Source organism: Bacillus sp. CH_70, from assembly GCF_038007045.1.
GTDB classification, from domain to species: Bacteria; Bacillota; Bacilli; order Bacillales; family Bacillaceae_G; genus Bacillus_A; species Bacillus_A cereus.
The window spans coordinates 949,982-971,869 of sequence record NZ_JBBOWL010000001.1 but is presented as its reverse complement, the minus strand read 5'-3'; the positions used below and the strand labels follow the sequence as shown (position 1 = coordinate 971,869).

Below are 21,888 nucleotides of genomic sequence, written 5' to 3'. Positions count from 1 at the left end.
CATTTTCATTCATGCTATATATAAAATTCTTTAATAAATCCACCTCAAACATACTTATATGCATAGGAGTATGTTTGAGGTGGAACTTCTTCAAATACTAGTTCCTTTTATAAACCGTTTTTTGATGTAGATGACATTATTCTCAATACAATAGAATGAATTATGGGAACATATTTAGCAATATATATCAAAAAACAATATTAAGAAAACCCCCTCCACCTTAAGGTAGAAGGGATCTTCTAATTTCTATTTCAAACTACCTAAAATTTCTGTAAAGATAACCCCAAGCGTATGTGCCCCTGCATCTGGATATCCTAAACTTCTTTCACCAACTACCGCTCCTCTGCCGAATGATCTTTCAACGATAGATTATATGCCTTGAAGTGCTGTTTGCAACATTTCAATTCAGATATACGACAGTAAAGAATACATCATCACTGTGTCAGCAAGCAAAAGTGTATTCTGCATTTCTGAAAACAGTAGATGGCAGATTATGACCTACTGAATCTGCTAAGAAAGAATATACAAGAACATCCTTAACATCCTCTTTATTTCCACTAATGATGACATCAAGAAAATCTTCTATTTGGAATTCTGGAGTAAATAACACAATCTTAGTTGTTCTGTTTGGTTCTAAAGAAACAAAAGTACGAGAGATTTCAACTAATTCATTTTGAGTTGGGAAAAAGGTGTTTCGACTTCTCTTAACAGTTACCGTTACATTACTAGTATGACAGCGTGAATCATTGTTTAACATAATGTTGAGAGCAGTTGGAATAATCCCATTTTCAGAAACTGGAACTCGAAACACTCCAGTAGATTTATGAGCCATATAATCACATCCTTCCAAAATAAAATATATTTACAATATATTAAATGCAAAAAACGTTCATTTTGATATGGACAAATTACATGATTAATATATCTATAATAACCCTCGGTATTACTAAGCCAATGTTTTAAAAGATTAACAAATATCGCGAGAACCAATCGAATGTATATTAAAAGTAAAAAGAATAAGTTGTCTAAAAGACCCCCTATTTTGAGCCAATAATGAGACATTATGTTAATCTTATATGTATAGCTGCACAAAATTGAGAAACTTAAGGAGACAGATAAATTTTATGAGAAAATTATCTATATTACTTACTTTCATTCTAGTATTAGTCAGTGTTACGGCTGCTTGCACACAAGATAAAACAGATAGTGCCGTTGAAAATGGTCCAATAGAAGAACCAACCGCAAAAAATGAAAATGAAGAATTAATAAATTTTGAAGAAAAAGAAGAGATGAGCCGCTTGGAACAAGGTATTTTATTAGTTGGCGAGAGTGTTAAGGGAGGCTATTACTTGGCCGCTGTTCAAAGTGCATATTTAAATGCTAGCAACGATTCCGTCATTGTTAATGTCTCTGTAAAAAATGTACGAGGTCAAACGATTGGACTATCAGAATTAAAATATAACTTAAAAGATGAAAAAGACGGAAAAATCTATAAAGGAAAGGTGCTTGATCAAAACCCTTCTGATATACAAGTTAAACCAAATGAAACGGTAGAATTGAAAATAGCTTTTGAAGTACCACATACCGTAGATGAATATATGTTTTATATTGAAAGCTCTTTAGACCCTCTACAAACATACTGGAAAATTGATAAGCTGCAATCACAAACAAACTAAGTCTAAAATAAGCAAAAAGCAATGAAAAATTTGATATAGATACAAATGAATACTATATAAACGTAAGACCATCGATTTAATGAATCGTTGGTCTTTTTCAAAAAATGCCCCATTAAAAACTAAGAGATAAAAAAGAACTAATCTCTAGAAGAGATTAGCTCAATATATCCAAAGCTATTATGGTACATAGTTTTATGAGCAAACGTTATATAATGTTGTATGGGATACATAACCTGTCATCCCTTTATATGTAACTTTTAACCACTGTTTAGAATTACTGTAATGACCTTGAACATATTCACCAGTTACCCATGTTCCAGTAATTTTCGTACCATCATTAAATGTATGTAAGACAGGTGAATCGACAGTATAACCACTGCGCATCTTTGCACCATATACACCTACCGTACCTCCCTTTGCACAAGCTGCTACTACATTTTCATTTTCAGTAGCATTCGTAGCCGCGAAAGCAGAGCCGTTAAATGTAAATAAAGTAAATATAAAAGCTGTTAGTACTGTACAAATAGATAAACGACGTAACAAAATAAATTCCCCCTTTTTTTATAATTTACTTCTTCACAAATGATTATCTTAAATATTCTAACTATTTTCAATATATTAATGTTGAGAAATATTAGTTGTATTTTTGAAATAAGATTTTATCAAAAACAGTAACAAACTCATATTTTACTGAGAAAGAACCGAAAGAAGTCTTCTACATATCAACTATATAAAAATCCCTCCACCTTAAGGCAGAGGGGACTTTCTAATTCCTACTTCAAACTACCCGCAATCTCCGTAAAGATAACTCCAAGCGCATGCGCACCTGCATCAGGATATCCTAAGCTTCTTTCGCCAACTGTACCAGCGCGGCCCATGCGAGCTACGATTTCTTTCGTGTACTCTGCTCCTTTAACTGCTGCTTCTGCACCTTTTTCAAAGGCAGTTTTCATGTCTTCTTCGTTTGAAGCGCTAGCTAACCAAGAATCTACACATGGAGCAAGTGCGTCAACTAATGTTTTGTCACCAACTACCGCTCCTCTGCCGAATGATCTTTCACCGATAGATTGTATGCCGTGAAGTGCTGCTTGCAACATTTCAGCGAACTCTTTCACTGTTAGCTCACGTTTTTCGCCTGCTGCTTTACTAGCTGAGCGGAATGCTCCGCCCCAAATTGGACCAGAAGCGCCGCCGCAATGTTCCATAATAATCATCGAACAACCGTCAAGGAATGATCCAATCGTTACATTCTCTTGTTCTACAATAGAATGCCACTCACGTTTTAATTGCTTAAATCCTTTTGCAACACTCATTCCGAAGTCACCGTCACCTGCATGTGTATCTAACTCACAGAACGGTACTTCATTTTTAATAATAATGTCGCTCATTTTATCAACGAGATAAATCATGTTGTTTAATGTAATGACATTATTTTTAATCACAGCGTGCTCTTCCACTGTTTCTAGTTCAAAGGAAACTTCCTTCTCTTCTGTTTCTTCAAGTACATTCACGTACTCTACACTTTCAACTGGTCCATCTACTTTAAACGCTGGTGTATTACATTCTTTTGATAGTAATGTTTTTAGCTCGTCATCTAACTTCATTACCGTTAAAGACATACCAGCCATATCAATACTTGTCATATAGTTACCGACGAATACTCTATTAATTTTAATGTTTCTTGCAGCTAGTTCTCTCGTAACGGCGTTGTTAAATAAGTAAAGTTCTTGCAGTGGTGTTCCGCCAAAACCGTTAACTAGAAGTGCGATTTCCTCGCCATCTTTTACTCCTAAATCTTTCATTAAATCATTTGTCATACGGTTAGCTAATTCATCAGCCGACAGCATTTTTTCACGCTTAATTCCTGGTTCGCCGTGAATACCTACGCCGTATTCCATTTCATCTTCCGCAAGTGTGAAAGTAGGTGATCCGCTCGCTGGAACTGTACAAGACGTTAACGCTAAACCGATTGTGCGCACGTTAGCCGCTGCTTTTTCTGCTACAGCTTTCACCGCTCCTAAATCCATACCTGCTTCCGCTGCTGCGCCGGCAATTTTATGAACTAAAATAACTCCCGCAACGCCGCGGCGTCCTACTGTATATAGGCTATCTTCTACCGCAATATCATCGTCCACTTTTACGTAGTCGACTTCAATTCCATCTTCCGTCGCTAAATGCGCACCGTTTTTGAAATTCATAATATCGCCGCTATAATTTTTAATAATTAATAACGTACCTTTTTTACTAGCTGTTTCTTTAATTGCTTGATATACCTGAATTTGTGAAGGTGACGCAAACACATCTCCGCACACAGCCGCATCTAACATTCCTTTTCCGACTAATCCTGCATGTGCCGGCTCATGACCACTACCGCCGCCGCTAATTAACGTTACTTTATTTTCGTTCATTTCTTTCTTCTTAATTACTTTATGTTTTTTCAAAAGCTCAAGCTCTGGGTGAGCCATAACCATTCCGTTACACATTTCCATTACTAATGTTTCTGGTTTGTTTATAATCTTTTTCATTGTAGTTCTCCCTCAATTCCTTTAATATATTGTGATATATTTGAAATCTTCTTCTTACTACTCATGTTAAAATGAAAGCGTTTTATAGTAAACGGACAAAATGGACAATCTGTCTAAAGACACCGCTCTCATTTATAGATAGGATTTTTATATTAATAACATTCTAGGGATGATTCAGATGACCTCTTCTATAATTTCTAAAAAGATAATCGCGAACTCATTGAAGTATTTAATGGAAACAGAGTCGTTTCATAAAATATCAGTGAGCGATATTATGTTACACTGTCAAATGCGTAGGCAAACTTTTTATTATCATTTTAAAGATAAATTTGAACTATTAAGCTGGATTTATAGAGAAGAAACGAAGGAAAACATTATCGATTTTCTTGACTATGAAACGTGGGAAAACATTTTCGATTTATTATTTGATTACTTTTATGAAAATCAAAAATTTTACCGAAATGCTTTTAAAGTTATTGAGCAAAACTCGTTTAATCACTATTTATTTGAGCATACGAAAAACTTATATATGAAGATTATTGATGAACTATCTGTGAGCTGTGGATTCAGCCTTTCTGATGAGACAAAAAATACGATTGCCTCCTTTTATAGTCACGGCTTCGTTGGAACGATAAAAGATTGGATTGAAAGTAAGTGCGAAGTAGATCCTTCCATTATGTCTTCTCTTATGAAAAATATGATAAACAATCAATTACTACTATTACTTGAGCAATCAGCAAAGTAATTAAAGGGTGGCAAAAGCAATGAAAAAGATTATGAATGATGTACAAAATATCGTTCAAGATATGCTGCATGGCTTTTATTTTGAACATAACGACAAAGTAAATTACGATGAAACAAATAACATCATTTATGTAAAAGGTATCGAAAAACTAAAGCAAGACGTCGCTATTATAAGCGGCGGTGGTAGCGGACATGAACCTGCTGATATTGGTTATGTAGGAAAAGGTATGCTTACAGCGGCAGTAAACGGCAGTATTTTCACTCCGCCTACAGTGGAACAAATTGTGGCGGCAACTCGCCTCATACCAAAAGATAAAAGTATACTATTCATCATCAAAAACTTTAAAGATGACGTAGAAAACTTTCTAGCAGCAAAGCAAATTGCTCAAGAAGAAGGAAGAAAAGTTGACCATATCATCGTAAATGACGATGTTTCAATTGAAGATGATGCTTCTTTTAATAAAAGAAGACGCGGCGTAGCTGGCACTGTTTTCGTCCAAAAAATATTAGGTGCGGCCGCTGAGAGTGGACATTCTTTAGAAGAACTAACAACAATCGGGCAAGCTGTCATCAAAAACTTACACACATTAGGAGTTGCTCTTTCACCTGCAAACGATCCAGTGAAAGGAAAAGCTTCATTCACATTAAACGAAGATGAAGTCTTTTACGGCGTCGGCATTCACGGAGAAAAAGGTTACCGTAAAGAAGCACTCTCCTCTTCTGAAATATTAGCGATTGAACTGATGAACAAACTAAAAAGTATTTACCGCTGGAGAAAAGGAGACAACTTCGCTATCCTTATTAATGGACTCGGCGCAACTCCATTAATGGAACAATACATTTTCGCAAACGACATTCGCCGTTTGTCTGAACTTGAAGGATTGCAAGTGACATTCGTAAAGGTTGGTACGCTGTTGACTTCTTTAGATATGAAGGGTGTTTCGCTTAGTTTGCTTAAAATAGAAGATTTGGATTGGGTGAAGTGGTTGAAGGTGGATGTTAGAGTGGGTAATTGGTAAGTAAAAATTATGATGATAAAAGCCTTTAACTATAACAAGTTAAAGGCTTTTTGCAAATTGAAATATCGCTCGAGCGTTCAAAAGAAATTCGTAATCACCTCACTGAATGATGACAGGTCTTCCAAATAAAGCTGGATGATAAATTAACATCGCCCCTACAAATGAACACACTAAACAAAAAACAGCCTCGTATTTTATAACTAGAGAAGAGTTGGTATCAAGCTTTTTCCCCTCTCTTCTTAATATCATTTTAAAAGCTCTATATAATAAATACCCAATAATTGCCCCGAGGGTATTCGTAAATAAATCATCAATATCTGTAATTCTATTATTTAGTAATTGATTTAACTCAATTGCCAGTGAAAAAAGAAATCCTGCACATACGGTGTTTTTTATTTTTTTAAACTGCGGCCAAATCATCGGTAATAAAAAACCTAACGGCATAAACAGTACAATATTCAAAAGATACGTAGTACTACCTGCCGTATCAAATAGAGTCAAATTGATTTGACTTACACGAATCCACGTTTCATATCTACTTATATCCCATACAGTCGCGATCTGCGTCACCCTATACACTAACGAAAGGTAGAATAGAAAAACATACACCCATAAAAAATGCCGAATAGATATAATTCTTTTCTCTTTAAAATAAACTCCAATTTGAAACACAATACAAAACATAATAGTAAAGAAATAAGTATACAAATAACTAATCAAAACTCCTGTATCCATGTAGAATCCCCTAACTTTACATTTTCATCTATGACTTTGTTTTTTTTAGTCTCCTTCATGATGTAACTCATTTATAGGATAGGAAAAACTTTTAAAATAAAGAGTGGGGTAAACATAAAGTTTTTCTTAAATCTTATGTTGGGTTTTATTATTACCAATCTGCTATTCGTTGTTAGGCAACAGTATGCTTAAACTTAGTTTTCACTCTATCCCTTCTCATCCCTCATACTGTAATACCCCAAATTAATAATAACCAAGAAATACCCGCCCATAATTCCGGCAGCGAATGTCCACATGAATTCATGGTGTTCAATTTCATACATAATAATCGCACCTAGTATTGCGGCTGCAAACCGATTTATCATTCCGAGCATCGGTGCTTTTTCTTTTTTTACAATGCTATCTCCGAACTTTTCAATACGCCTTCCTAAAATCCAGGCGCAGTACATACTCACCAAAAGGCCAATGCTTATCCCGACAAACTGGGCTGAAAAAGGCGTCAGAAACCATCCCAATAACATTACGCCTAGCAAACAATACATTTGTATGTTGAACGATCTTAATGCCATACGAATCATGTTATTCTCCTTTATCTTTCTCATTGTAATTCCGTATCATCAATCCAATCTTCCAGGCTTCAAGCTTTCAGCTATATCTTTTTTAAAATGAGGGAATTTGATTTTGCTCACCATTAAATAAGCGAGTACGCATGTACCAAACGCCACGGAAACTGGATTCTTTAAAAAACATAAAATGAGGAGACACATTGCCGCGAATGGGATTGGCATGCCGATAAAGGTCGGGAGTTTGCTTTGCTGTGTGTTAAATCTTGCAAGCCGAAGCATTCCGCAAATACTGTAAGCAAGTGCACATATCATCCCGATAGACTGCAAATTTTTTAAAGCGACACTATATGCAAGAATAGACGGTGCCACACCAAAAGTAACTAAATCCGCAAATGAGTCCAACTCTCCACCAATTTCTGAAACAGAATCCAGTTTCCGAGCGACCATGCCATCAAAAAAGTCAAACAGCATACCTGTAATAATAAAAACTGCTCCCAAATAAATATCGTGAACGAAAACAGCGTAAATAGCTAAAAGCCCACATATAAAATTTGCTATCGTAATCATATTTGGTATGAAACTCATAATACACTTCTCCTCCTTTCTACTAATTGCTTCATCTACGTTCTTACTCATTACAATTAAGATCCTTCTGCTTTTCTTCCAATATCACTTTATTTATTTTCGTTAACGTCTCGGTCATTTGCTCTAGGGCATTTATATCGATTTTAGAAAAATATTTCTCAATTAATACATCATCTAACTCAGACAACCGCTCTATATACTTACTACCGTTTGGACCAAGTGTAAGAAAATACTCCCGTTTATTATTAGGGTTTACTTGTTTTGAAATCATCTTCTGTTTCTCCAATTTCGATAAAACTTGGCTAACGGCACTTTTTGATATATTAAAAGTAGTCGCAATGTGATTTGCCGTCGTGTTTTCATTTAAATTAATATGAAATAGCATGCTCTCTTGCTGTCCTGTAAGACCGAACTCATCTTTTAACTCCTGGAATAGTAAAATGTAGAATTCATTATAAGCTCGGTTCATTTCATTAATTACTTCTTTATACGTTCTAGTCATAGCGTTATTCCTCCATGCTTTTATTTCGTTTTGTCAAATAGTTAAGTTTACTTAACTTAACTATAGTATATCGTTATGTTCGTGTAAAGGGAAATATAACTCTACACTTTACTCACAATGATACAAAAAAGAAGACACTCTTCTAAAACAAGTTTAGTCGCTTCTGTCTCACTGCTTTCCTCATCCAAATACTCGGTATGTCATTCTGAATAATCAAAAATAAAAACAATTAAATTCCATATAGACCCATTACTGGTTAAAATGTTATAATAAAATCACCCTACATAGTTACTCATAGCCAGACTGAGGAACTAGCGTCTTATTAAGTAATGCGCATAACTAAAATAAAAAAGACACTTTACGGTGTCTTTTTTATTTATATTCCTAGGAATTATCTCTTTTATAAACACACTCTATCAAACAGTAAAGGAGACAAACAGATGGAACATCCTGTTGCAAGAGAATTACGTTTTATACGGGTATGTCTTATCATTTTGATTATTGTCATTGCATTCTGGGACCGGGAGAAAACTGTGGAAATTACTGATCACGGTAGCGATCCTATTTTAAACACCAGCAATATGACCCAAGTTGGTGAGAATACATTTGCATACAAAGATGAATCGAATCAAATTAAAATATTTAAGTTTAATCCAGATACAAATGAAATAAAATTAATAAAAGAGTTTTATGCTAACGAATATTAATTACATGAATTAAATAATTCAAATCTGTAGAAGGCACTTTAAAGTGTCTTTTCTTTATGAACTACAAAGTATGAGGACCCAAGTCATTAGCTGCAATTACGACTAAGGCTTTTACTATATAAAAAATAAAACATAGTAAGAATAGAATACTCACTTAAATTATTTTTCACTTCACAAACTACATCCAAAAAGTTGGATAACTTCTTTTACTACTCATATTATTAATGAATAAAGCAATAACTACAATAACAACGGAGCCAATTAAAACTGGTGTTACTAAATAACTCCAACTATTTGCCCCTAAAATAACGATAATCGGATCGGCGCCTGCCGGAGGATGCGTCGTTCTCGTTAACATCATAACGGCTATTGCCATCCCCACCGCTAAAGCAATTGTCCAATATTCATTCCCAAACAAATGATATATTGATAGACCAATGAAAGTTGAAATCAAATGTCCTCCAATAATATTACGCGGCTGAGATAATGGCGCATTCCAAACTCCAAACGCTAATACACAACTCGCACCAAATGGAGCCATTAATAATTCTGTAGAGGTTATGCTCGTTAAATATGTTAAGGTAAGAATTGTTAAAAATCCCCCTAGTAGTCCCGTTAAAGAGTCCTTTACATTTACTTGTAATGGGCTTCTTCCTTTCCCTTTCATTTTTGTAAAATATCGTACACTTATTGGTTGAGGATCTTTCTGCTTAGTTGCTGTTATATTATCCATCGTTCTCCTCCTTTATTTACCAACAATTATAACTCGACATAACTAACCTGTAAATATTAATTTAAGGGGTTAGTTTTAAAATACAAAAAAAGAATCAACTGTTATAAGTTGATTCTCTAAACTTCTTCAAATTTTCGATCCTGAAATTTTGCTACCTTTTTCCGGTTCCCACATATTTTCATAGAACACCATTTTCGTTTTCCACTCTTATCTATAAATAATAAAACACAGTCAGGATTTGAACACCTTTTAAGGGAAATAAGCTTATTTTCTGCTATTAACGTTAAAGCGTCAAATGCAATTAACGATGCGAGTACATCCTCGATTTCTCCAACTGGGATAGATACTAGCTGCTGTTCAATGATTTTATATGTAAATGGTGCCTTCTCAATTTGTTTTTCTAAATACGTAATAAAATCATTAGAAATTTCTTGCTGATCAGCAATTGCCTCAAACTGTTTTCTCAATACTTCTCTTACCTCTAATATGCTAGATGTAACTTGATCCATTCGCTTCTGAATTCCTATAAGTGTTTTTTCATTCCAAAAAGGAAGATTAACCTTTATTACATGTAGCCATTCTAATACATCTTCATTTGTTATTAATAAATCATAACGTTGTCCACGCCTAACTAGCTCTGTATTTACTAAATCTAATGAGGGATTTCCAGATATAAGCGGGAATTGTTTTATTTCCTGCATGTACTCATCACCTTCTCTTTAAACAATCATATTCCAGATTAATACAGAAGTGCAACTTTTTTATAAACTACAAAGTATGAAGATTACAGCCTTTAGCCATAATTACGACTAAAGGCTTTTTGTATGTAAGTAAATGAAAAAGGAGCTTATTTTATGGAACATAATAAAAATGGAATTCTTGCTTTAATTGTTTTATTTTTAGGATTAGTGTTTTTTGTTAGTGGAATGGTTTATCATTTATGGGGAACGGTTTAAAAATAAATAATAATTCATTTAAGAAAAAGTACTCGTATGAGTACTTTTTTAAATGTCATATAAAAACATTCTAAACTTACTTACATGCATACAATCATCAATTATAGTTATATAATTGGGAAGATTATAAATTATCAATCTATATCTATATTGATTAGGAAAGGAGCTAAAAATGTTAGAAATCATTTTTGTTGCTGTATTACTTTTATCTAGTATCATTCCCATCTTTATCAAACGGGGTTTGACGAAAAAAAATGGAGTCATTTTACTAATAAATTATGCATTATTATTTGTCACCATCATTGTAATTGGTGCAAACTGGCGCATGATTCCCGCCTATTTCTTATTGTTCGTTTTAACATTACAAGTTTTTTTGAAACCAAAAACTACAGCCGTTTCTAAAAAGTTAGTGATGAAAGTTTTAAAAGGTTTAGGAATTATCGTAACTGCTATCGCAATGTTTACATTACCTTTACTTTTTCCGATCATAACACTCCCAGAGCCTACTGGAAAATATATAGTAGGAACGAAAGCTTTTCATTTAATTGATACAAATCGAAAAGAAACAACTGTACCAAATAATCATGGAAATCGTGAGTTAATGATAAAAGTATACTATCCTGCCGAAAAGGGATCAGGGAATCCTTCTGCCTATTTTGAGAACATAAACGAGCTGGCTGAACAATTGGCAGTAACAAACGGTGCACCGTATATCGTAACGACACATTTAGGGCTAACAAAAACACACTCTTATCAAGATGCTAAGCCCCTTCAAGATAAAGAAAAATTCCCCCTCCTTTTATTCGGCCATGGGATGGGATTATATGGTCAACAAAATACATTCCAGTTAGAAGAGCTAGCTAGTCAAGGTTATGTAATCATTGCTCTTAACTTCACAGGATATGCAGCAACAACGATTTTCCCTAACGGAAACCGTGTAGACTCTATACCAATTGAAAATACACCTACGGCCTTAAATACCATAGTTCAAAAATGGGAACAGGATACTACTTTTGTTTTAAACGAAGTAATAGAAGGTAATTTCGATAAAAGTTTTAAAACTATTGCAGACTTAATTAACTATGACAAAATTGGAATGTTCGGTCACTCTTTTGGCGGAGCAACTTCCGCACAAATGTTAGTAAAGGATACGCGTATTAAAGCTGCAATTGATATGGATGGCGGATTGTTTGGCGATCCAATGCCTAAAGACGGTCCTCAGAAACCATTCATGTTGATGAATGCTGAGGCTACGATTCATTATATGAAAGAAGCTAAGAATCAAAAGACAACCGGAGTCCAAAATGAACTATTGGAAATATCCTATTTAAGAAATAAAACGATTGAAAAACCGGGCGTGTACACAGTGGTAATTCCAAAAACAAACCATACTAGTTTTACAGATTTAGCAGCATTTTCACCTATTATTAATGAACCAGACGAAGATGTAGCCACAAACTACAAACTGATTAATAAACTTGTAACTAGCTTCTTCGATCAAAATTTAAAAGGCAAAAGCGAAAATCATTTAGAAGAAATTCAAAAACAACACCCTGAACTTCATCTCATTAAACACAAATAACTATTTTCCTAGTTATGTAACCCCTCTTTATGCTTGAGGGGTTTCCACTTTAACACAATTATAAAAAGGCCCCATTACTGGGGCTCTTAAAAAATAATAAGAATAAATGAATTAAAACAAATAACAGACAACTAAAATATATACGCTTTATATTATATAATCTATATATTTATGTAAAATTACATAAATATATAGATTATTATACGCTATACTAAAATAGGAGTCGACAATCGTTATTTTCTTCTTATTTTTAAAGCAATATGGATATACCTTCTTAACTCATTTGGATTGTACAAGCAAAAGAAGACATCTTACTAGATGTCTTCTTTTCTTATATTTTTATGAATTTCTTTGAGCAGATGCTCTCCAAGCACGAAAAGATGTTGGGTGTCCAGAATGAGCTCTTTGCTTTGCAGCAGCAACAGCTGGTTTTTCTTCAATAGTCTTTGGTTTTTCTTTCACAATTGCTGATTTTTCTTCAAGAGTATTCACAGCTGTTTGTATTTTTTCCAACTGCTCTTTTAAGGCTTGCTGTTCAATCTTTAAATCCGTAAGTAAACGTAAAATCATCTCAGAATTAGCCATAAGATCCTCCTCCCCCCAATACACAGAATAAAATACAATATGTAGCAGACGAAATACCGGTGACAAAAATAAGGTCGTCAACTCTTTTTAACTTCCAAAGTTCTTTTATTTTTTTAAGGACCTGCTCCATTCATCCTTAAAAACATAAATTAAATTAAATCCATTAATAAATGGTCTTTATGGAAGGAGGAGTTAATATGGGCTATGGAGGTAGTTGTGGTGGAGGCTGTGGTTTCGGCGGCGGATTTGCCTTACTTGTTGTGCTCTTCATCTTATTAATCATCGTTGGCGCTAGCTGTTGGGGCGGCGGATTCGGCTGCTAAGGAGAGGCACTCTTGAGAGTGTCTTTTTTTTGATATGTGACTCATATACATATTGCTCATAATTTCCGTTCTGGGGATAGTATAATATTAGCTCAGCATGTCAGCTTCCCCCTAATTATTAGTTGGTTCAAATCGATATAATTCTTTTAAATATAGGTTAAAACTATATTTCTCAATGAATAAAACAACTTAACATGGTAAAATAATATTTGGATGGGAGTCCAATATATTATTAAAATTAAGATGGTTCAAGTCGAAGGAAGGCACCTTAGGGTGTCTTTTCTTTATGAAAAATATCTACAACCTTTTCTTTATGACTTCTAACATCAACAAAGGGTGATACAAACTATTACATATGTTTGTACCACCCTTTATTGATGCGTTTAGACTTCACAGGTGCTGAAGTTTTAGACTTCTCCCTTAGTGTACCCATATTATTAGAACATCCTGTAATCTGTAGACAAAATGTAGCTAATAAAAAAAATATTAATAATTTCTTCAATAAATCCTCCTACATACATAAAACACCATATGTTACAAAACAAACATAACATCAACTCTTCATAAAAACAATATAATCCTTGGTCCTTAAGCTATCTCTTAACATAGGAGTACTTCTACATATTGATCAAGCTAAGATTTTAAAATATCCCCTACTTAAGGAATTTGTAAGTATCAAGTAAGAAAAACGAGAACTTTGTTTCGTATAATCAAAATATAAAGTGAAGGAAGAAAGATTATTTCTGGGATTAATATGCATGTGACAAGAGAAGAAATCTACGTTTTTTTAGAATAATAATATGAGTATGTCCAAGTTTTGGAGATTGCTTGCAAATATTTTTAAGTTTTCGCACCAGAACCCTAATTACCCTACCTGTTTTTTACCATCACATATTGGAGGTTAAAACATGAATAAAAAAAAGAAAATACAAAGATCAGTACTTACCTTTACCCTACTCTTTTCTTTAGGCGTTTCATCTTTCCCGCTTACAACAACTATTCACGCAGATACACGTGAGAAACAATCTGCTGAAAAGAAACTAGTCTCTTTAACGGAGCGTACATCATTATTTTTTGAATATCTCCAGCAAGGTAAGTATGCAGAGGCACTCCAGTTGACGTCTACTGCTTTTCAATCTAAGTTTACAGCAACCACATTACAAAACTGGTGGACAAAAAGTGGCTGGAGCGGGATAAAAAGCATGGGAACCCCCGTGATAAAAGAACGAAACTTGGTCCATCAGACGGTAGAAATTCCAGCAGCTACCGAAGGAACTACCATACCGCTACTCCTTAAATTCACACCTGGCGGGAAAGTAGATGAAATTGGAGAAAGGCCACCCGAGGAATCTTTTACCATCCCCCATCCTAGCTATGATCAACCTGACTCCTATCAAGAACGTGAAATCGTCATTGGAAATTCTACCTATCCGTTACCAGCCACATTAACAGTTCCGAAACATAAGCCTGGTGAAAAGCTGCCCGTAGTTGTTCTTGTTCATGGTGCTGGCATCCATGATCGCGATAGCACATATATGGGAACAAAAATCTTACGAGACATTGCGGTGGGCCTTTCATCCAACGGAATTGCAGTGTTGCGCTATGAAAAACGCACCTTAGAACATGCATTAAAGATGAGTGCAGAACCCGTTACGTTAGACCGTGACACTACAGATGATGCTATCTATGCAGCAAAATCAGCAGCGCAGCAGGAAGGCATTGATCCAAATAATATTTTCATTCTTGGACATAGCCTAGGAGCCGGCACAATGCCGCGTATACTGAGCAAAGCGCCTTCCTCACTTGTCCGAGGAAGTATCTTACTCGCACCACCTGCACGCCCTTTGACTGACATTGCCATTGATCAGTATGAATACCTTGGGGCGTCAAAGCAAGAAATCGATGAACTAAAAAGACAGGCTGCTTTTATTCAGGATCCTACTTTCAATCCTGACCATCCTCCAGCTGGCTACAATTTTGGGTCACCTCATTTTATGTATGATGTTTCTAGGTGGCGTCCAGTTGAAGAGACAAAATCACGAAAAGAGCCTTTACTCATTTTGCAAGGAGCACGCGATTATCAAGTAACAGTAAAAAATGAATATACAAAATGGCAAGAAGGGCTTGCAAACCGCGGGAATGTTCAGTTCAAAAAATACCCGAAATTGAATCATTTCTTCACGGAGGGTGACGGAGAATTAAGTCTTCCTAGTGAATACGAAATCCCTGCTAACGTTCCCGAATACGTCATCCAGGACATTATTACATGGGTTAACGAGACAAAAAAATAAGAAAACATCAAAAGCCTTCATGCAATTATCATTGCGTGAAGGCTTTTTGAAACTGGTGATTCAGAGATAGCTATTATAATGCATCAAAACGAAAATTATATTTTTCTACGTACTAAATAAAATGCTAAGGAACCCATAATAACAGGTGCAACGAAGTCAAAGAAATATGAAAAAGTAAAAGTAAAAAGAAAAAGAAATGGTATAAGTGTATAGATAACTGCTAGTCCTATAAATAAAGGAATTCCAAATTGAAACTCTCGACATCGTTTAATTTTCCTATATAAAACTTCCCCAATTAGGCAAGCTATAAGAGCTGGTATACTACCATAAGTGACGATAGTTTTTATGAACCCCTGTAAAACGTCTGGGTGAATAAAGCTAGGGTTAAAAATATATGAAATTAAGAACCATCCAAAAATAAAAGCAAATAGACTTGCAGCATAACTAACTACAAATTTTATCAAAGTAAGCAACGTAATCATCCTCACAATTCCCTAATATTATCTTCATTTTATCATTTTCTCTTAAAAAGATTCCAAAAGGGTATACTTGCCCTTCAGCTTTCTTTTTTAACGCTTGTTCAAGACCTATTTTTTGATGTTATTTTGTATAAAAAACTTTTGGGAGCAACCTGTTCTGTTAGGTTGATAGCGATGGGGTGCCGCCAGCATTTCGAAAAAAATCACGCTAAACAAAAAACTATAACAAACTTTCCATATGGGCAACTAAATTACATAAAAAAAGACACTCTAAGGTGCCTTTCTCCGACTCGATAACCACTTTAATTTTACTAATGTGTATTGGACTTTCCATCCTCATCAATGAATGGAAAGTAGAGATGCTTCAATTATGTACCGATCTGGAGCGTCTCCTATATAGTCAAAAGGATAACAAGTTGTTAATGTTAATGTTGGCTCACTTTTTTCTACAATAACTGTTCGATCTTCTGAATCTGTTATCCAATGCTTGTTAATTTCATATGTATATGTTTTATTTTCATATTCCACGATAAGTTGGTCATTTTCCTTTAATTGACCAAGCTCGGTAAAAACAGTATCTCTATGTCCACTTAAAACTGTATGACCATTTCCAGATGGTGTAGTAGTTAAGTCACTAACAAACATACCTACACCCTTTTTTAGTACTTTATCATCGGCTCCCCAATATATAGAGTATTTCTTTTGTATTTTAGGGATAATTAAATATGCTACTTTATCTCCTAACTGATGGTTTACCTTTGAAGCAGGAATTTGTACAGGTTCTTCTTGTAATGAAGTGTCAGTCTTTATCTCTGTCTCTATTTGATTGATGTTTTGCTTTTCATTTTCTTTAGAAGGTGTGGAGATCTCATATTGTTTAGCCTCGTTAGTTGTCAACGACTCTGCTGATTGTCTAGCACTATACCATTCTAGAAAATAATAAGAAAAGATAGTAAGTCCAATAACAGTTAAACATAAGCCTATCCATTGTTTTTTATTCACTCTTATCACTCCATTTGAAAACGACAGGATTTCTCCTGCCGTTTTAAGGAACTATTTTATGCGTTTGTCTTTTTACGACGGAACATTAATACAGCTCCAGCTAATGCTAATCCTAAGCTTGCTAGCATCATTGTAACACCGTTTGATGCTGTATTAGGTAATTTTTCACCTTGTTTTTTTGTTTCTTTTTTCACAACTGTATTAGTATTTTTCTTTGTTTCTTTTGCAGTTGTTTGAGGCTTAGTTTGTTCTTGTTTATTATTTGTTGTTTGGTTGTTTTGTTTTGAATTCTCTTGCTTAGTGTTTTCTTGTTTAACAGGTTCTTGTTTAGTGTTTTCCTGTTTAGTATTTTCTTGTTTAGGTTGTTCTTGAGGTTTAGTAGTTTCTTTATTTTCTGTTGTAGTATTTGTGCTCTTTGGATATTTATAATCTTCACATGGAATGCCGTCTTTATCATTATCTAAACGGTGCGGATCATTTCCAACACCATATCCATTTTGATCCCAGAATGCTTGAGCATCTTGTTGACTTTTAAAATGGCCACAGTTTTTTGTATCATTAGGACTCTTAGCTGCAAATGCAGAAGAACTGTACCCCACTGTTAATAGTGTTACCGCTGTTGCTGAAGCTAATAATTTTTTCATAAATTTCTTTATCCCCCTAAATGGTATGTATTTACATTGAAATATTTTACATTTAAAAAATTAAAAATACAATAATAATTTGTAGATAAATGTAAGATTTCTAGATAATAATACCAAACTATTAATTCATATATTGTCATATTATGTCGAAAGAAAATAAAAAAAGAGCCAAGGCCCTCTTTAATAACTACTAATAACCATAATCACTATTCTCACAGTAATATGAATTTGGTTTATCACAAAAAATATATGTTGTTTGTTGGATAAATAATGGCCTTGATGAGGCGTTAACTGAAGTGGCATTTAACATCCTCAAATAAGAAAGTCCTTGTATCTCCCTGGTGTTAATCTAATTGTTTGTGGAGTTGTGGATTTAAATGTTCTACTAGTCAATGTGACGAACGCAGCAAATACAAAGCTAAAACTAAAACAAATAAGAGTCTTAGTGTGGTTAGTTGTAAAATTTTCAAATAGAATAATTGTAGAGTTAGGTGGAATTTCAAGACTTGTAAGGTTAGTTTCTGATTCAAAAATTGTAAAGGTCCCTATAAAACTGTTGGTAGAGTTTGAAGAGTTACATGATTATCTTTATTGGAATCAAAATAAACTTACACATCCAAGCTGTTGATGATAGCTAATATTTGATGATCTGTCCATTTGCCATTAATCCTTATATTTTCTTTCGCTATACCTTCTTTTTTAAATCCCACTTTTTCTAATACACGAATAGATGCTAAATTATCAAGCATCGCTCCTGCTTCAATTCTATGTAGCTTTAATTCCCTAAAAGCAAAATCTACAACAAGTTGAAGAGCCTCTGTTGTATAGCCCTTTGCATTATGCTTCTTATCTAAAGTAAATCCCGTATAACAGCTTTGGAGGTCTCTCCTAACAATTTGAGTTAATGAAATGTCTCCGATAAGTTTATCATTTTGTCTTAAAAAGATTCCAAAAGGGTATACTTGCCCTTCAGCTGTCTTTTTTAGAGCTTGTTCAAGACGTATTTTTTGATGTTCTTCTGTATAAAAAACTTCTGGGAGCAACGGGCAAACTCGTTGAAAAAATTCGCGATTTCTAATATGTAAGTTAGCTAACTCGTTAGCATCAGCAGTTTTATAAAGCCGAATATAAATGTGCTTCCCTACTAGTTTCATAACATCCCTCCAACATTTTTATATGTCTAATGAGGAAAAAATATACCGTATACTATATACAGTTGGATATTATCAGGAATCATTTTGCACGAAAGAAAAGACACTCTATATGAGTGTCTTTTCCAATAGTTTTTAGCAGAAGCAAGAAGCTCCAACGATGATTAATAAAATGAATAACACAACTAATAAAGCAAAGCCTCCAGAAAAGCCACAACCGCCACAACTACCACCGTAACCCATAATAGTTCCTCCTTTAGATAAGAGGGGAAAACTAAGGTTCACTCATGTATTTTAATGGATTCGTTTCATCTTATGTTTTTTCGTATTGATTGAGCAGGTCCTTTCGAAAACTATTCACATATTAACTATATTTTTAAAAATGAATAATTTGACTATAACAATAAATAGATAAATTAATATAATGTATTAATTCTAAAAGAAGGGAGGAATAGCCATGCAATTAGTTTGTTTTAAAATAGTAAGTGGTCAGTATTTCTTGTTTGTAGAAGGTATTCAAATTCCTGTACCAATTCCAGCAGTTGCTGCAGCTTTATTAATTGGTTTAGGAGTAATTCCACTTTGTTCTTAATGTAAGGAATTCGGATCATTCCTATCTTTCCATTGGAAAAGCCTCAAGTATATGAATACTTGAGGCTTTTCTTATAATTGAGAAAGACACTTTAACGTGGCTGAAGATCTCCCGATTTAACTAATGCGGCCGTTACATCATCACCGAAAGTATTGAGACAGAATACTTGCTCGTCTATCTTATCCATTACTGTAGCTTCACCTATCTTGCCACCTTGAAGTTTAATAAAATAGTTATGTTCTTCTAAAATTTTACTAAAATCTCTATTTGCCCATCTTTCAGTAATTTCTAATAGCTCTTCTTTATTCTTGAAATTGTTTCCGTTTAGAATGTTTCTTACTTTCTCTGCATTCTTTTTGGACATAGGGGTTGCTCCCTTTCCTTCACACGCTTTTACTTTTTGATGAGTCATGCTATGCATAGCTGAAATCACTTCTTCTTCAGTAGAAGTTACTGTAATGTGAAGTTGTGCATTTGAGCCTTTCACTTCTGCTTCATTCGATAGTGTGTCTTCTTTATTAACCTCTGCAAAAACATGGTCCTCACTCTCAAGCGGGACTTCAGCAAACTGTAACATTCCATAAGTCATACCAGTTGCAAGTACTACTACACCTATAATAGATGTTAGCCAATACGTTAGCTTCTTGTCCATCTTCATTTCCCCTGTCTTCGTCTAAATATATTAACTAAAGAATACCATATTAAATTCCTTTTTATTGAAGAGTCTCTAATTGTTACTATAAAAAACGTGTAAATCGTTTAATAAAAATATAATAACTTCATAATCATGACTATGCCTATTCTCATAACAGGATCTATATACGATGTCACTAAATCATCTGGTGAACTATTAGTTATTAGTACGGCTTTGCATCCTTATTCTCAAAAAGGATAATTATTGTACATACCAATTCTTATGTATGAAGACACCCAAAACAAGTGTTACGAAAAAAATATAAAAAAGACATCTTTTCTAGGGAAAGATGTCTTTTTTATATAAACCTTAATGTTCGTTCTGTAAAACCCTCGCTGCCTTTACTCCTTCTTTCTCTTCTTTTAAGAATAACGATACGATAAATGCAACAATAATAAAGATTAACCCAAGTGCAAATGCACCTTGGAACCCTGACGTTAAACCGTTTAACTTCTCTACTGGATCCAGTGGATTTGCGGAGCTTTCCATATACTTAGTTGTTCCTGAAGACATTTTCGAAATAAAGATAGCTGTACCAATTGCACCAGCTACTTGTTGCAACGTACTAAATAGTGCTGTTCCGTGCGGATATAAATCTGGTGTTAATTGATTTAAACCGTATGTTTGTGCTGTCATGACAAACATGAGTCCAACCATTAATACGCTATGCATGACAATAATTTGTACCATTGATGTATCAGGAGTAATGCCTTTAAATAAGAACATTGCAATTCCTACTAAGACAATGCCGGGAACGATAATAACTTTCGGACTAAATTTATCAAATAGTTTACCTGCGATTGGTCCCATTATGGCGCTAATAACACTTCCCGGAAGCATGATAATTCCTGATTTAAAAGCTGTAACGAGTAAAACGGTTTGCAGGAACATCGGTAATAAAGTCATCGTTGAAAATAACGACATCATCACAATGACAATTAATCCAACTGATAATGTAAACATCGGAACTTTAAATGCTCGTAATTCTAAAATTGGATTCTCAATTTTCAATTGTCGAACGGCAAAAATACATAATGAGATAAGCCCAACAATTAAAGTGCCATATACTTTTGCATCGGACCATCCTAAATCACCCGATGCACTAAAGCTATACACAAGCCCGCCAAATCCTAATGTCGATAAAAGGATAGATGGGTAATCTACTTTTGGCCTTGTTAACTCTGAAACATTTTGAATGTACTTCATCCCAATCATAATGGAAATGATCACGATAGGAATAACAATATAGAATAACCAGCGCCAATTTAATGAATCCACAATTACTCCAGATAATGTAGGGCCAATTGCCGGAGCTGCCATCATCACGAGTGCGATTAATCCCATTGTCGCACCACGTTTTTCAGGTGGACAAATGATTAAAATCGTATTCATTAATAACGGTGTAATTAACCCCGTCGCTACAGCTTGGACGATACGGCCAATTAATAAAACGGAAAATGTCGGTGCGAATCCCGCAATTAATGTACCGACTAAAAACGTTACCATAGCGATCAAAAACATTTGTCTCGTTGTGAGCCATTGCTGAAGTAACGCTGTAATTGGAACTAAGACCCCAACTACTAACATGTAAGCTGTAGAAAGCCATTGAATCGTTGAAGCGGTTACGTCAAATTCTTTCATTAATACCGTTAACGCATTACCAAGTAATGTTTCATTTAATAATGCAACCATTGCTCCTAAAAGTAATGCAATTAAAATGGGGGTATGTTTCAAATTAGAAGTATCAACTTTGCCACTTGTAGGGCTCTTAGTTGTCATATTCATTTACAGATTCTC

General features: G+C 34.4%; 26 protein-coding genes and 1 pseudogene. 8 read left to right on the top strand and 19 right to left on the bottom strand.

What is annotated here, in order from left to right; translation table 11 throughout:
- Nucleotides 1-246 precede the first annotated feature (246 nt).
- Together N2V79_RS04915 and N2V79_RS04910 are read right to left on the bottom strand one after the other, a co-directional pair.
- A complete protein-coding gene (locus tag N2V79_RS04915) occupies nucleotides 247-366 on the bottom strand; it encodes a DAK2 domain-containing protein (protein WP_071713771.1) in 120 nt (39 codons plus the stop codon).
- 76 nt (nucleotides 367-442) lie between these two features.
- Entirely contained in the window at nucleotides 443-832 is a 390-nt protein-coding gene (locus N2V79_RS04910; RefSeq protein WP_000940659.1) for a hypothetical protein, read from the bottom strand.
- 292 nt (nucleotides 833-1,124) lie between these two features.
- On the opposite strand from N2V79_RS04910, the gene N2V79_RS04905 reads away from it, so the two are divergent.
- A complete protein-coding gene (locus N2V79_RS04905) occupies nucleotides 1,125-1,676 on the top strand; it encodes a DUF4352 domain-containing protein (protein ID WP_001228903.1) in 552 nt (183 codons plus the stop codon).
- 192 nt (nucleotides 1,677-1,868) lie between these two features.
- Here N2V79_RS04905 and N2V79_RS04900 read toward each other — a convergent pair whose 3' ends face one another.
- Entirely contained in the window at nucleotides 1,869-2,219 is a 351-nt protein-coding gene (locus N2V79_RS04900; RefSeq protein WP_000946191.1) for an SH3 domain-containing protein, read from the bottom strand.
- Nucleotides 2,220-2,449: 230 nt separating this feature from the next.
- Nucleotides 2,450-4,201: a dihydroxyacetone kinase subunit DhaK gene (gene dhaK, locus N2V79_RS04895; protein WP_078401827.1), complete on the bottom strand. Its 1,752-nt coding sequence runs from the start codon at nucleotides 4,199-4,201 to the stop codon at nucleotides 2,450-2,452.
- A 178-nt stretch (nucleotides 4,202-4,379) separates the two neighbouring features.
- Here dhaK and dhaS point away from each other — a divergent pair, with 178 nt between their 5' ends.
- Both dhaS and dhaQ read left to right on the top strand, forming a co-directional pair.
- Nucleotides 4,380-4,946: a dihydroxyacetone kinase transcriptional activator DhaS gene (dhaS, locus tag N2V79_RS04890; RefSeq protein ID WP_000204220.1), complete on the top strand. Its 567-nt coding sequence runs from the start codon at nucleotides 4,380-4,382 to the stop codon at nucleotides 4,944-4,946.
- Between the two features lie 19 nt (nucleotides 4,947-4,965).
- The gene (gene dhaQ, locus N2V79_RS04885) at nucleotides 4,966-5,964 is read left to right on the top strand and encodes a DhaKLM operon coactivator DhaQ (RefSeq protein WP_327886662.1); all 999 of its coding nucleotides are present in this window, start codon (nucleotides 4,966-4,968) and stop codon (nucleotides 5,962-5,964) included.
- Nucleotides 5,965-6,063: 99 nt separating this feature from the next.
- Here dhaQ and N2V79_RS04880 read toward each other — a convergent pair whose 3' ends face one another.
- The 4 genes from N2V79_RS04880 to N2V79_RS04865 form a co-directional block, all read right to left on the bottom strand.
- Complete coding sequence (locus N2V79_RS04880) at nucleotides 6,064-6,699, bottom strand: VanZ family protein (protein ID WP_053565114.1); 636 nt, start codon at nucleotides 6,697-6,699, stop codon at nucleotides 6,064-6,066.
- Nucleotides 6,700-6,905: 206 nt separating this feature from the next.
- The gene (locus N2V79_RS04875) at nucleotides 6,906-7,277 is read right to left on the bottom strand and encodes an ATP synthase subunit I (protein ID WP_053565115.1); all 372 of its coding nucleotides are present in this window, start codon (nucleotides 7,275-7,277) and stop codon (nucleotides 6,906-6,908) included.
- 39 nt (nucleotides 7,278-7,316) lie between these two features.
- Entirely contained in the window at nucleotides 7,317-7,901 is a 585-nt protein-coding gene (pssA, locus tag N2V79_RS04870) for a CDP-diacylglycerol--serine O-phosphatidyltransferase (protein ID WP_142338998.1), read from the bottom strand.
- Nucleotides 7,894-8,352 carry a MarR family winged helix-turn-helix transcriptional regulator gene (locus N2V79_RS04865; protein ID WP_029441765.1) on the bottom strand — a complete coding sequence of 153 codons (459 nt, stop codon included), beginning with the start codon at nucleotides 8,350-8,352 and terminating at the stop codon, nucleotides 7,894-7,896. The genes pssA and N2V79_RS04865 overlap by 8 nt, the downstream gene beginning before the upstream one ends.
- A 440-nt stretch (nucleotides 8,353-8,792) precedes the next feature.
- Between N2V79_RS04865 and N2V79_RS04860 the strand changes: the two genes are divergently transcribed.
- Complete coding sequence (locus N2V79_RS04860; RefSeq protein WP_000400965.1) at nucleotides 8,793-9,059, top strand: YmzC family protein; 267 nt, start codon at nucleotides 8,793-8,795, stop codon at nucleotides 9,057-9,059.
- A 178-nt stretch (nucleotides 9,060-9,237) separates the two neighbouring features.
- Here the strand turns inward: N2V79_RS04860 and N2V79_RS04855 are convergent, their stop codons facing one another.
- Both N2V79_RS04855 and N2V79_RS04850 read right to left on the bottom strand, forming a co-directional pair.
- Nucleotides 9,238-9,792, bottom strand: coding sequence for an HPP family protein (locus N2V79_RS04855; protein WP_000368844.1), 555 nt, complete (start codon nucleotides 9,790-9,792; stop codon nucleotides 9,238-9,240).
- Between the two features lie 116 nt (nucleotides 9,793-9,908).
- Nucleotides 9,909-10,493 carry a CGNR zinc finger domain-containing protein gene (locus tag N2V79_RS04850; protein WP_197234185.1) on the bottom strand — a complete coding sequence of 195 codons (585 nt, stop codon included), beginning with the start codon at nucleotides 10,491-10,493 and terminating at the stop codon, nucleotides 9,909-9,911.
- Nucleotides 10,494-10,920: 427 nt separating this feature from the next.
- On the opposite strand from N2V79_RS04850, the gene N2V79_RS04845 reads away from it, so the two are divergent.
- On the top strand, nucleotides 10,921-12,330 hold the full coding sequence (locus N2V79_RS04845) for an alpha/beta hydrolase family protein (protein WP_340719626.1): 1,410 nt from the start codon (nucleotides 10,921-10,923) through the stop codon (nucleotides 12,328-12,330).
- A 339-nt stretch (nucleotides 12,331-12,669) separates the two neighbouring features.
- Here the strand turns inward: N2V79_RS04845 and N2V79_RS04840 are convergent, their stop codons facing one another.
- The gene (locus N2V79_RS04840; RefSeq protein ID WP_000013671.1) at nucleotides 12,670-12,915 is read right to left on the bottom strand and encodes a hypothetical protein; all 246 of its coding nucleotides are present in this window, start codon (nucleotides 12,913-12,915) and stop codon (nucleotides 12,670-12,672) included.
- Nucleotides 12,916-13,112: 197 nt separating this feature from the next.
- On the opposite strand from N2V79_RS04840, the gene N2V79_RS04835 reads away from it, so the two are divergent.
- Both N2V79_RS04835 and N2V79_RS04830 read left to right on the top strand, forming a co-directional pair.
- Nucleotides 13,113-13,238, top strand: coding sequence for a YjcZ family sporulation protein (locus N2V79_RS04835; RefSeq protein ID WP_000540377.1), 126 nt, complete (start codon nucleotides 13,113-13,115; stop codon nucleotides 13,236-13,238).
- 908 nt (nucleotides 13,239-14,146) lie between these two features.
- Nucleotides 14,147-15,529, top strand: coding sequence for an alpha/beta hydrolase (locus tag N2V79_RS04830; RefSeq protein ID WP_340719625.1), 1,383 nt, complete (start codon nucleotides 14,147-14,149; stop codon nucleotides 15,527-15,529).
- A gap of 95 nt (nucleotides 15,530-15,624) precedes the next feature.
- On the opposite strand, the gene N2V79_RS04825 is transcribed toward N2V79_RS04830, so the two are convergent.
- The 6 genes and pseudogenes from N2V79_RS04825 to N2V79_RS04800 form a co-directional block, all read right to left on the bottom strand.
- On the bottom strand, nucleotides 15,625-16,011 hold the full coding sequence (locus tag N2V79_RS04825) for a hypothetical protein (protein WP_053565118.1): 387 nt from the start codon (nucleotides 16,009-16,011) through the stop codon (nucleotides 15,625-15,627).
- A 28-nt stretch (nucleotides 16,012-16,039) separates the two neighbouring features.
- A pseudogene (locus tag N2V79_RS04820) lies at nucleotides 16,040-16,159 on the bottom strand (GNAT family N-acetyltransferase); the annotation flags it as partial.
- A gap of 188 nt (nucleotides 16,160-16,347) precedes the next feature.
- Nucleotides 16,348-17,010: a class D sortase gene (locus N2V79_RS04815; protein ID WP_065228392.1), complete on the bottom strand. Its 663-nt coding sequence runs from the start codon at nucleotides 17,008-17,010 to the stop codon at nucleotides 16,348-16,350.
- Nucleotides 17,011-17,066: 56 nt separating this feature from the next.
- A complete protein-coding gene (locus N2V79_RS04810) occupies nucleotides 17,067-17,654 on the bottom strand; it encodes an excalibur calcium-binding domain-containing protein (RefSeq protein ID WP_000734535.1) in 588 nt (195 codons plus the stop codon).
- A 608-nt stretch (nucleotides 17,655-18,262) separates the two neighbouring features.
- The gene (locus tag N2V79_RS04805) at nucleotides 18,263-18,808 is read right to left on the bottom strand and encodes a GNAT family N-acetyltransferase (protein WP_340719624.1); all 546 of its coding nucleotides are present in this window, start codon (nucleotides 18,806-18,808) and stop codon (nucleotides 18,263-18,265) included.
- Between the two features lie 132 nt (nucleotides 18,809-18,940).
- Entirely contained in the window at nucleotides 18,941-19,048 is a 108-nt protein-coding gene (locus N2V79_RS04800; RefSeq protein WP_000540375.1) for a YjcZ family sporulation protein, read from the bottom strand.
- A 214-nt stretch (nucleotides 19,049-19,262) separates the two neighbouring features.
- Here N2V79_RS04800 and N2V79_RS04795 point away from each other — a divergent pair, with 214 nt between their 5' ends.
- Nucleotides 19,263-19,397, top strand: coding sequence for a hypothetical protein (locus tag N2V79_RS04795; protein ID WP_001177693.1), 135 nt, complete (start codon nucleotides 19,263-19,265; stop codon nucleotides 19,395-19,397).
- A 91-nt stretch (nucleotides 19,398-19,488) separates the two neighbouring features.
- On the opposite strand, the gene N2V79_RS04790 is transcribed toward N2V79_RS04795, so the two are convergent.
- Nucleotides 19,489-20,049, bottom strand: a complete 561-nt coding sequence (locus N2V79_RS04790) for a PRK06770 family protein (RefSeq protein WP_340719623.1) — start codon at nucleotides 20,047-20,049, stop codon at nucleotides 19,489-19,491.
- A 351-nt stretch (nucleotides 20,050-20,400) separates the two neighbouring features.
- Nucleotides 20,401-21,876, bottom strand: a complete 1,476-nt coding sequence (locus N2V79_RS04785; RefSeq protein ID WP_001057560.1) for an MDR family MFS transporter — start codon at nucleotides 21,874-21,876, stop codon at nucleotides 20,401-20,403.
- Between the last annotated feature and the right edge of the window lie 12 nt (nucleotides 21,877-21,888).

Excerpts from the sequence above, each read along its gene's own strand:
- pssA (WP_142338998.1), bottom strand. The coding sequence starts at position 7,901 with ATGAGTAAGAACGTAGATGAAGCAATTAGTAGAAAGGAGGAGAAGTGT.
- N2V79_RS04875 (WP_053565115.1), bottom strand. The coding sequence starts at position 7,277 with ATGATTCGTATGGCATTAAGATCGTTCAACATACAAATGTATTGTTTG.
- N2V79_RS04795 (WP_001177693.1), top strand. The coding sequence starts at position 19,263 with ATGCAATTAGTTTGTTTTAAAATAGTAAGTGGTCAGTATTTCTTGTTT.
- N2V79_RS04840 (WP_000013671.1), bottom strand. The coding sequence starts at position 12,915 with ATGGCTAATTCTGAGATGATTTTACGTTTACTTACGGATTTAAAGATT.
- dhaS (WP_000204220.1), top strand. The coding sequence starts at position 4,380 with ATGACCTCTTCTATAATTTCTAAAAAGATAATCGCGAACTCATTGAAG.
- N2V79_RS04850 (WP_197234185.1), bottom strand. The coding sequence starts at position 10,493 with ATGCAGGAAATAAAACAATTCCCGCTTATATCTGGAAATCCCTCATTA.
- N2V79_RS04835 (WP_000540377.1), top strand. The coding sequence starts at position 13,113 with ATGGGCTATGGAGGTAGTTGTGGTGGAGGCTGTGGTTTCGGCGGCGGA.
- dhaQ (WP_327886662.1), top strand. The coding sequence starts at position 4,966 with ATGAAAAAGATTATGAATGATGTACAAAATATCGTTCAAGATATGCTG.
- N2V79_RS04845 (WP_340719626.1), top strand. The coding sequence starts at position 10,921 with ATGTTAGAAATCATTTTTGTTGCTGTATTACTTTTATCTAGTATCATT.
- N2V79_RS04800 (WP_000540375.1), bottom strand. The coding sequence starts at position 19,048 with ATGGGTTACGGTGGTAGTTGTGGCGGTTGTGGCTTTTCTGGAGGCTTT.
- N2V79_RS04855 (WP_000368844.1), bottom strand. The coding sequence starts at position 9,792 with ATGGATAATATAACAGCAACTAAGCAGAAAGATCCTCAACCAATAAGT.
- N2V79_RS04910 (WP_000940659.1), bottom strand. The coding sequence starts at position 832 with ATGGCTCATAAATCTACTGGAGTGTTTCGAGTTCCAGTTTCTGAAAAT.
- N2V79_RS04825 (WP_053565118.1), bottom strand. The coding sequence starts at position 16,011 with ATGATTACGTTGCTTACTTTGATAAAATTTGTAGTTAGTTATGCTGCA.
- N2V79_RS04805 (WP_340719624.1), bottom strand. The coding sequence starts at position 18,808 with ATGAAACTAGTAGGGAAGCACATTTATATTCGGCTTTATAAAACTGCT.
- N2V79_RS04880 (WP_053565114.1), bottom strand. The coding sequence starts at position 6,699 with ATGGATACAGGAGTTTTGATTAGTTATTTGTATACTTATTTCTTTACT.
- N2V79_RS04905 (WP_001228903.1), top strand. The coding sequence starts at position 1,125 with ATGAGAAAATTATCTATATTACTTACTTTCATTCTAGTATTAGTCAGT.
- N2V79_RS04785 (WP_001057560.1), bottom strand. The coding sequence starts at position 21,876 with ATGAATATGACAACTAAGAGCCCTACAAGTGGCAAAGTTGATACTTCT.
- N2V79_RS04830 (WP_340719625.1), top strand. The coding sequence starts at position 14,147 with ATGAATAAAAAAAAGAAAATACAAAGATCAGTACTTACCTTTACCCTA.
- N2V79_RS04860 (WP_000400965.1), top strand. The coding sequence starts at position 8,793 with ATGGAACATCCTGTTGCAAGAGAATTACGTTTTATACGGGTATGTCTT.
- N2V79_RS04865 (WP_029441765.1), bottom strand. The coding sequence starts at position 8,352 with ATGACTAGAACGTATAAAGAAGTAATTAATGAAATGAACCGAGCTTAT.
- N2V79_RS04810 (WP_000734535.1), bottom strand. The coding sequence starts at position 17,654 with ATGAAAAAATTATTAGCTTCAGCAACAGCGGTAACACTATTAACAGTG.
- N2V79_RS04790 (WP_340719623.1), bottom strand. The coding sequence starts at position 20,049 with ATGGACAAGAAGCTAACGTATTGGCTAACATCTATTATAGGTGTAGTA.
- dhaK (WP_078401827.1), bottom strand. The coding sequence starts at position 4,201 with ATGAAAAAGATTATAAACAAACCAGAAACATTAGTAATGGAAATGTGT.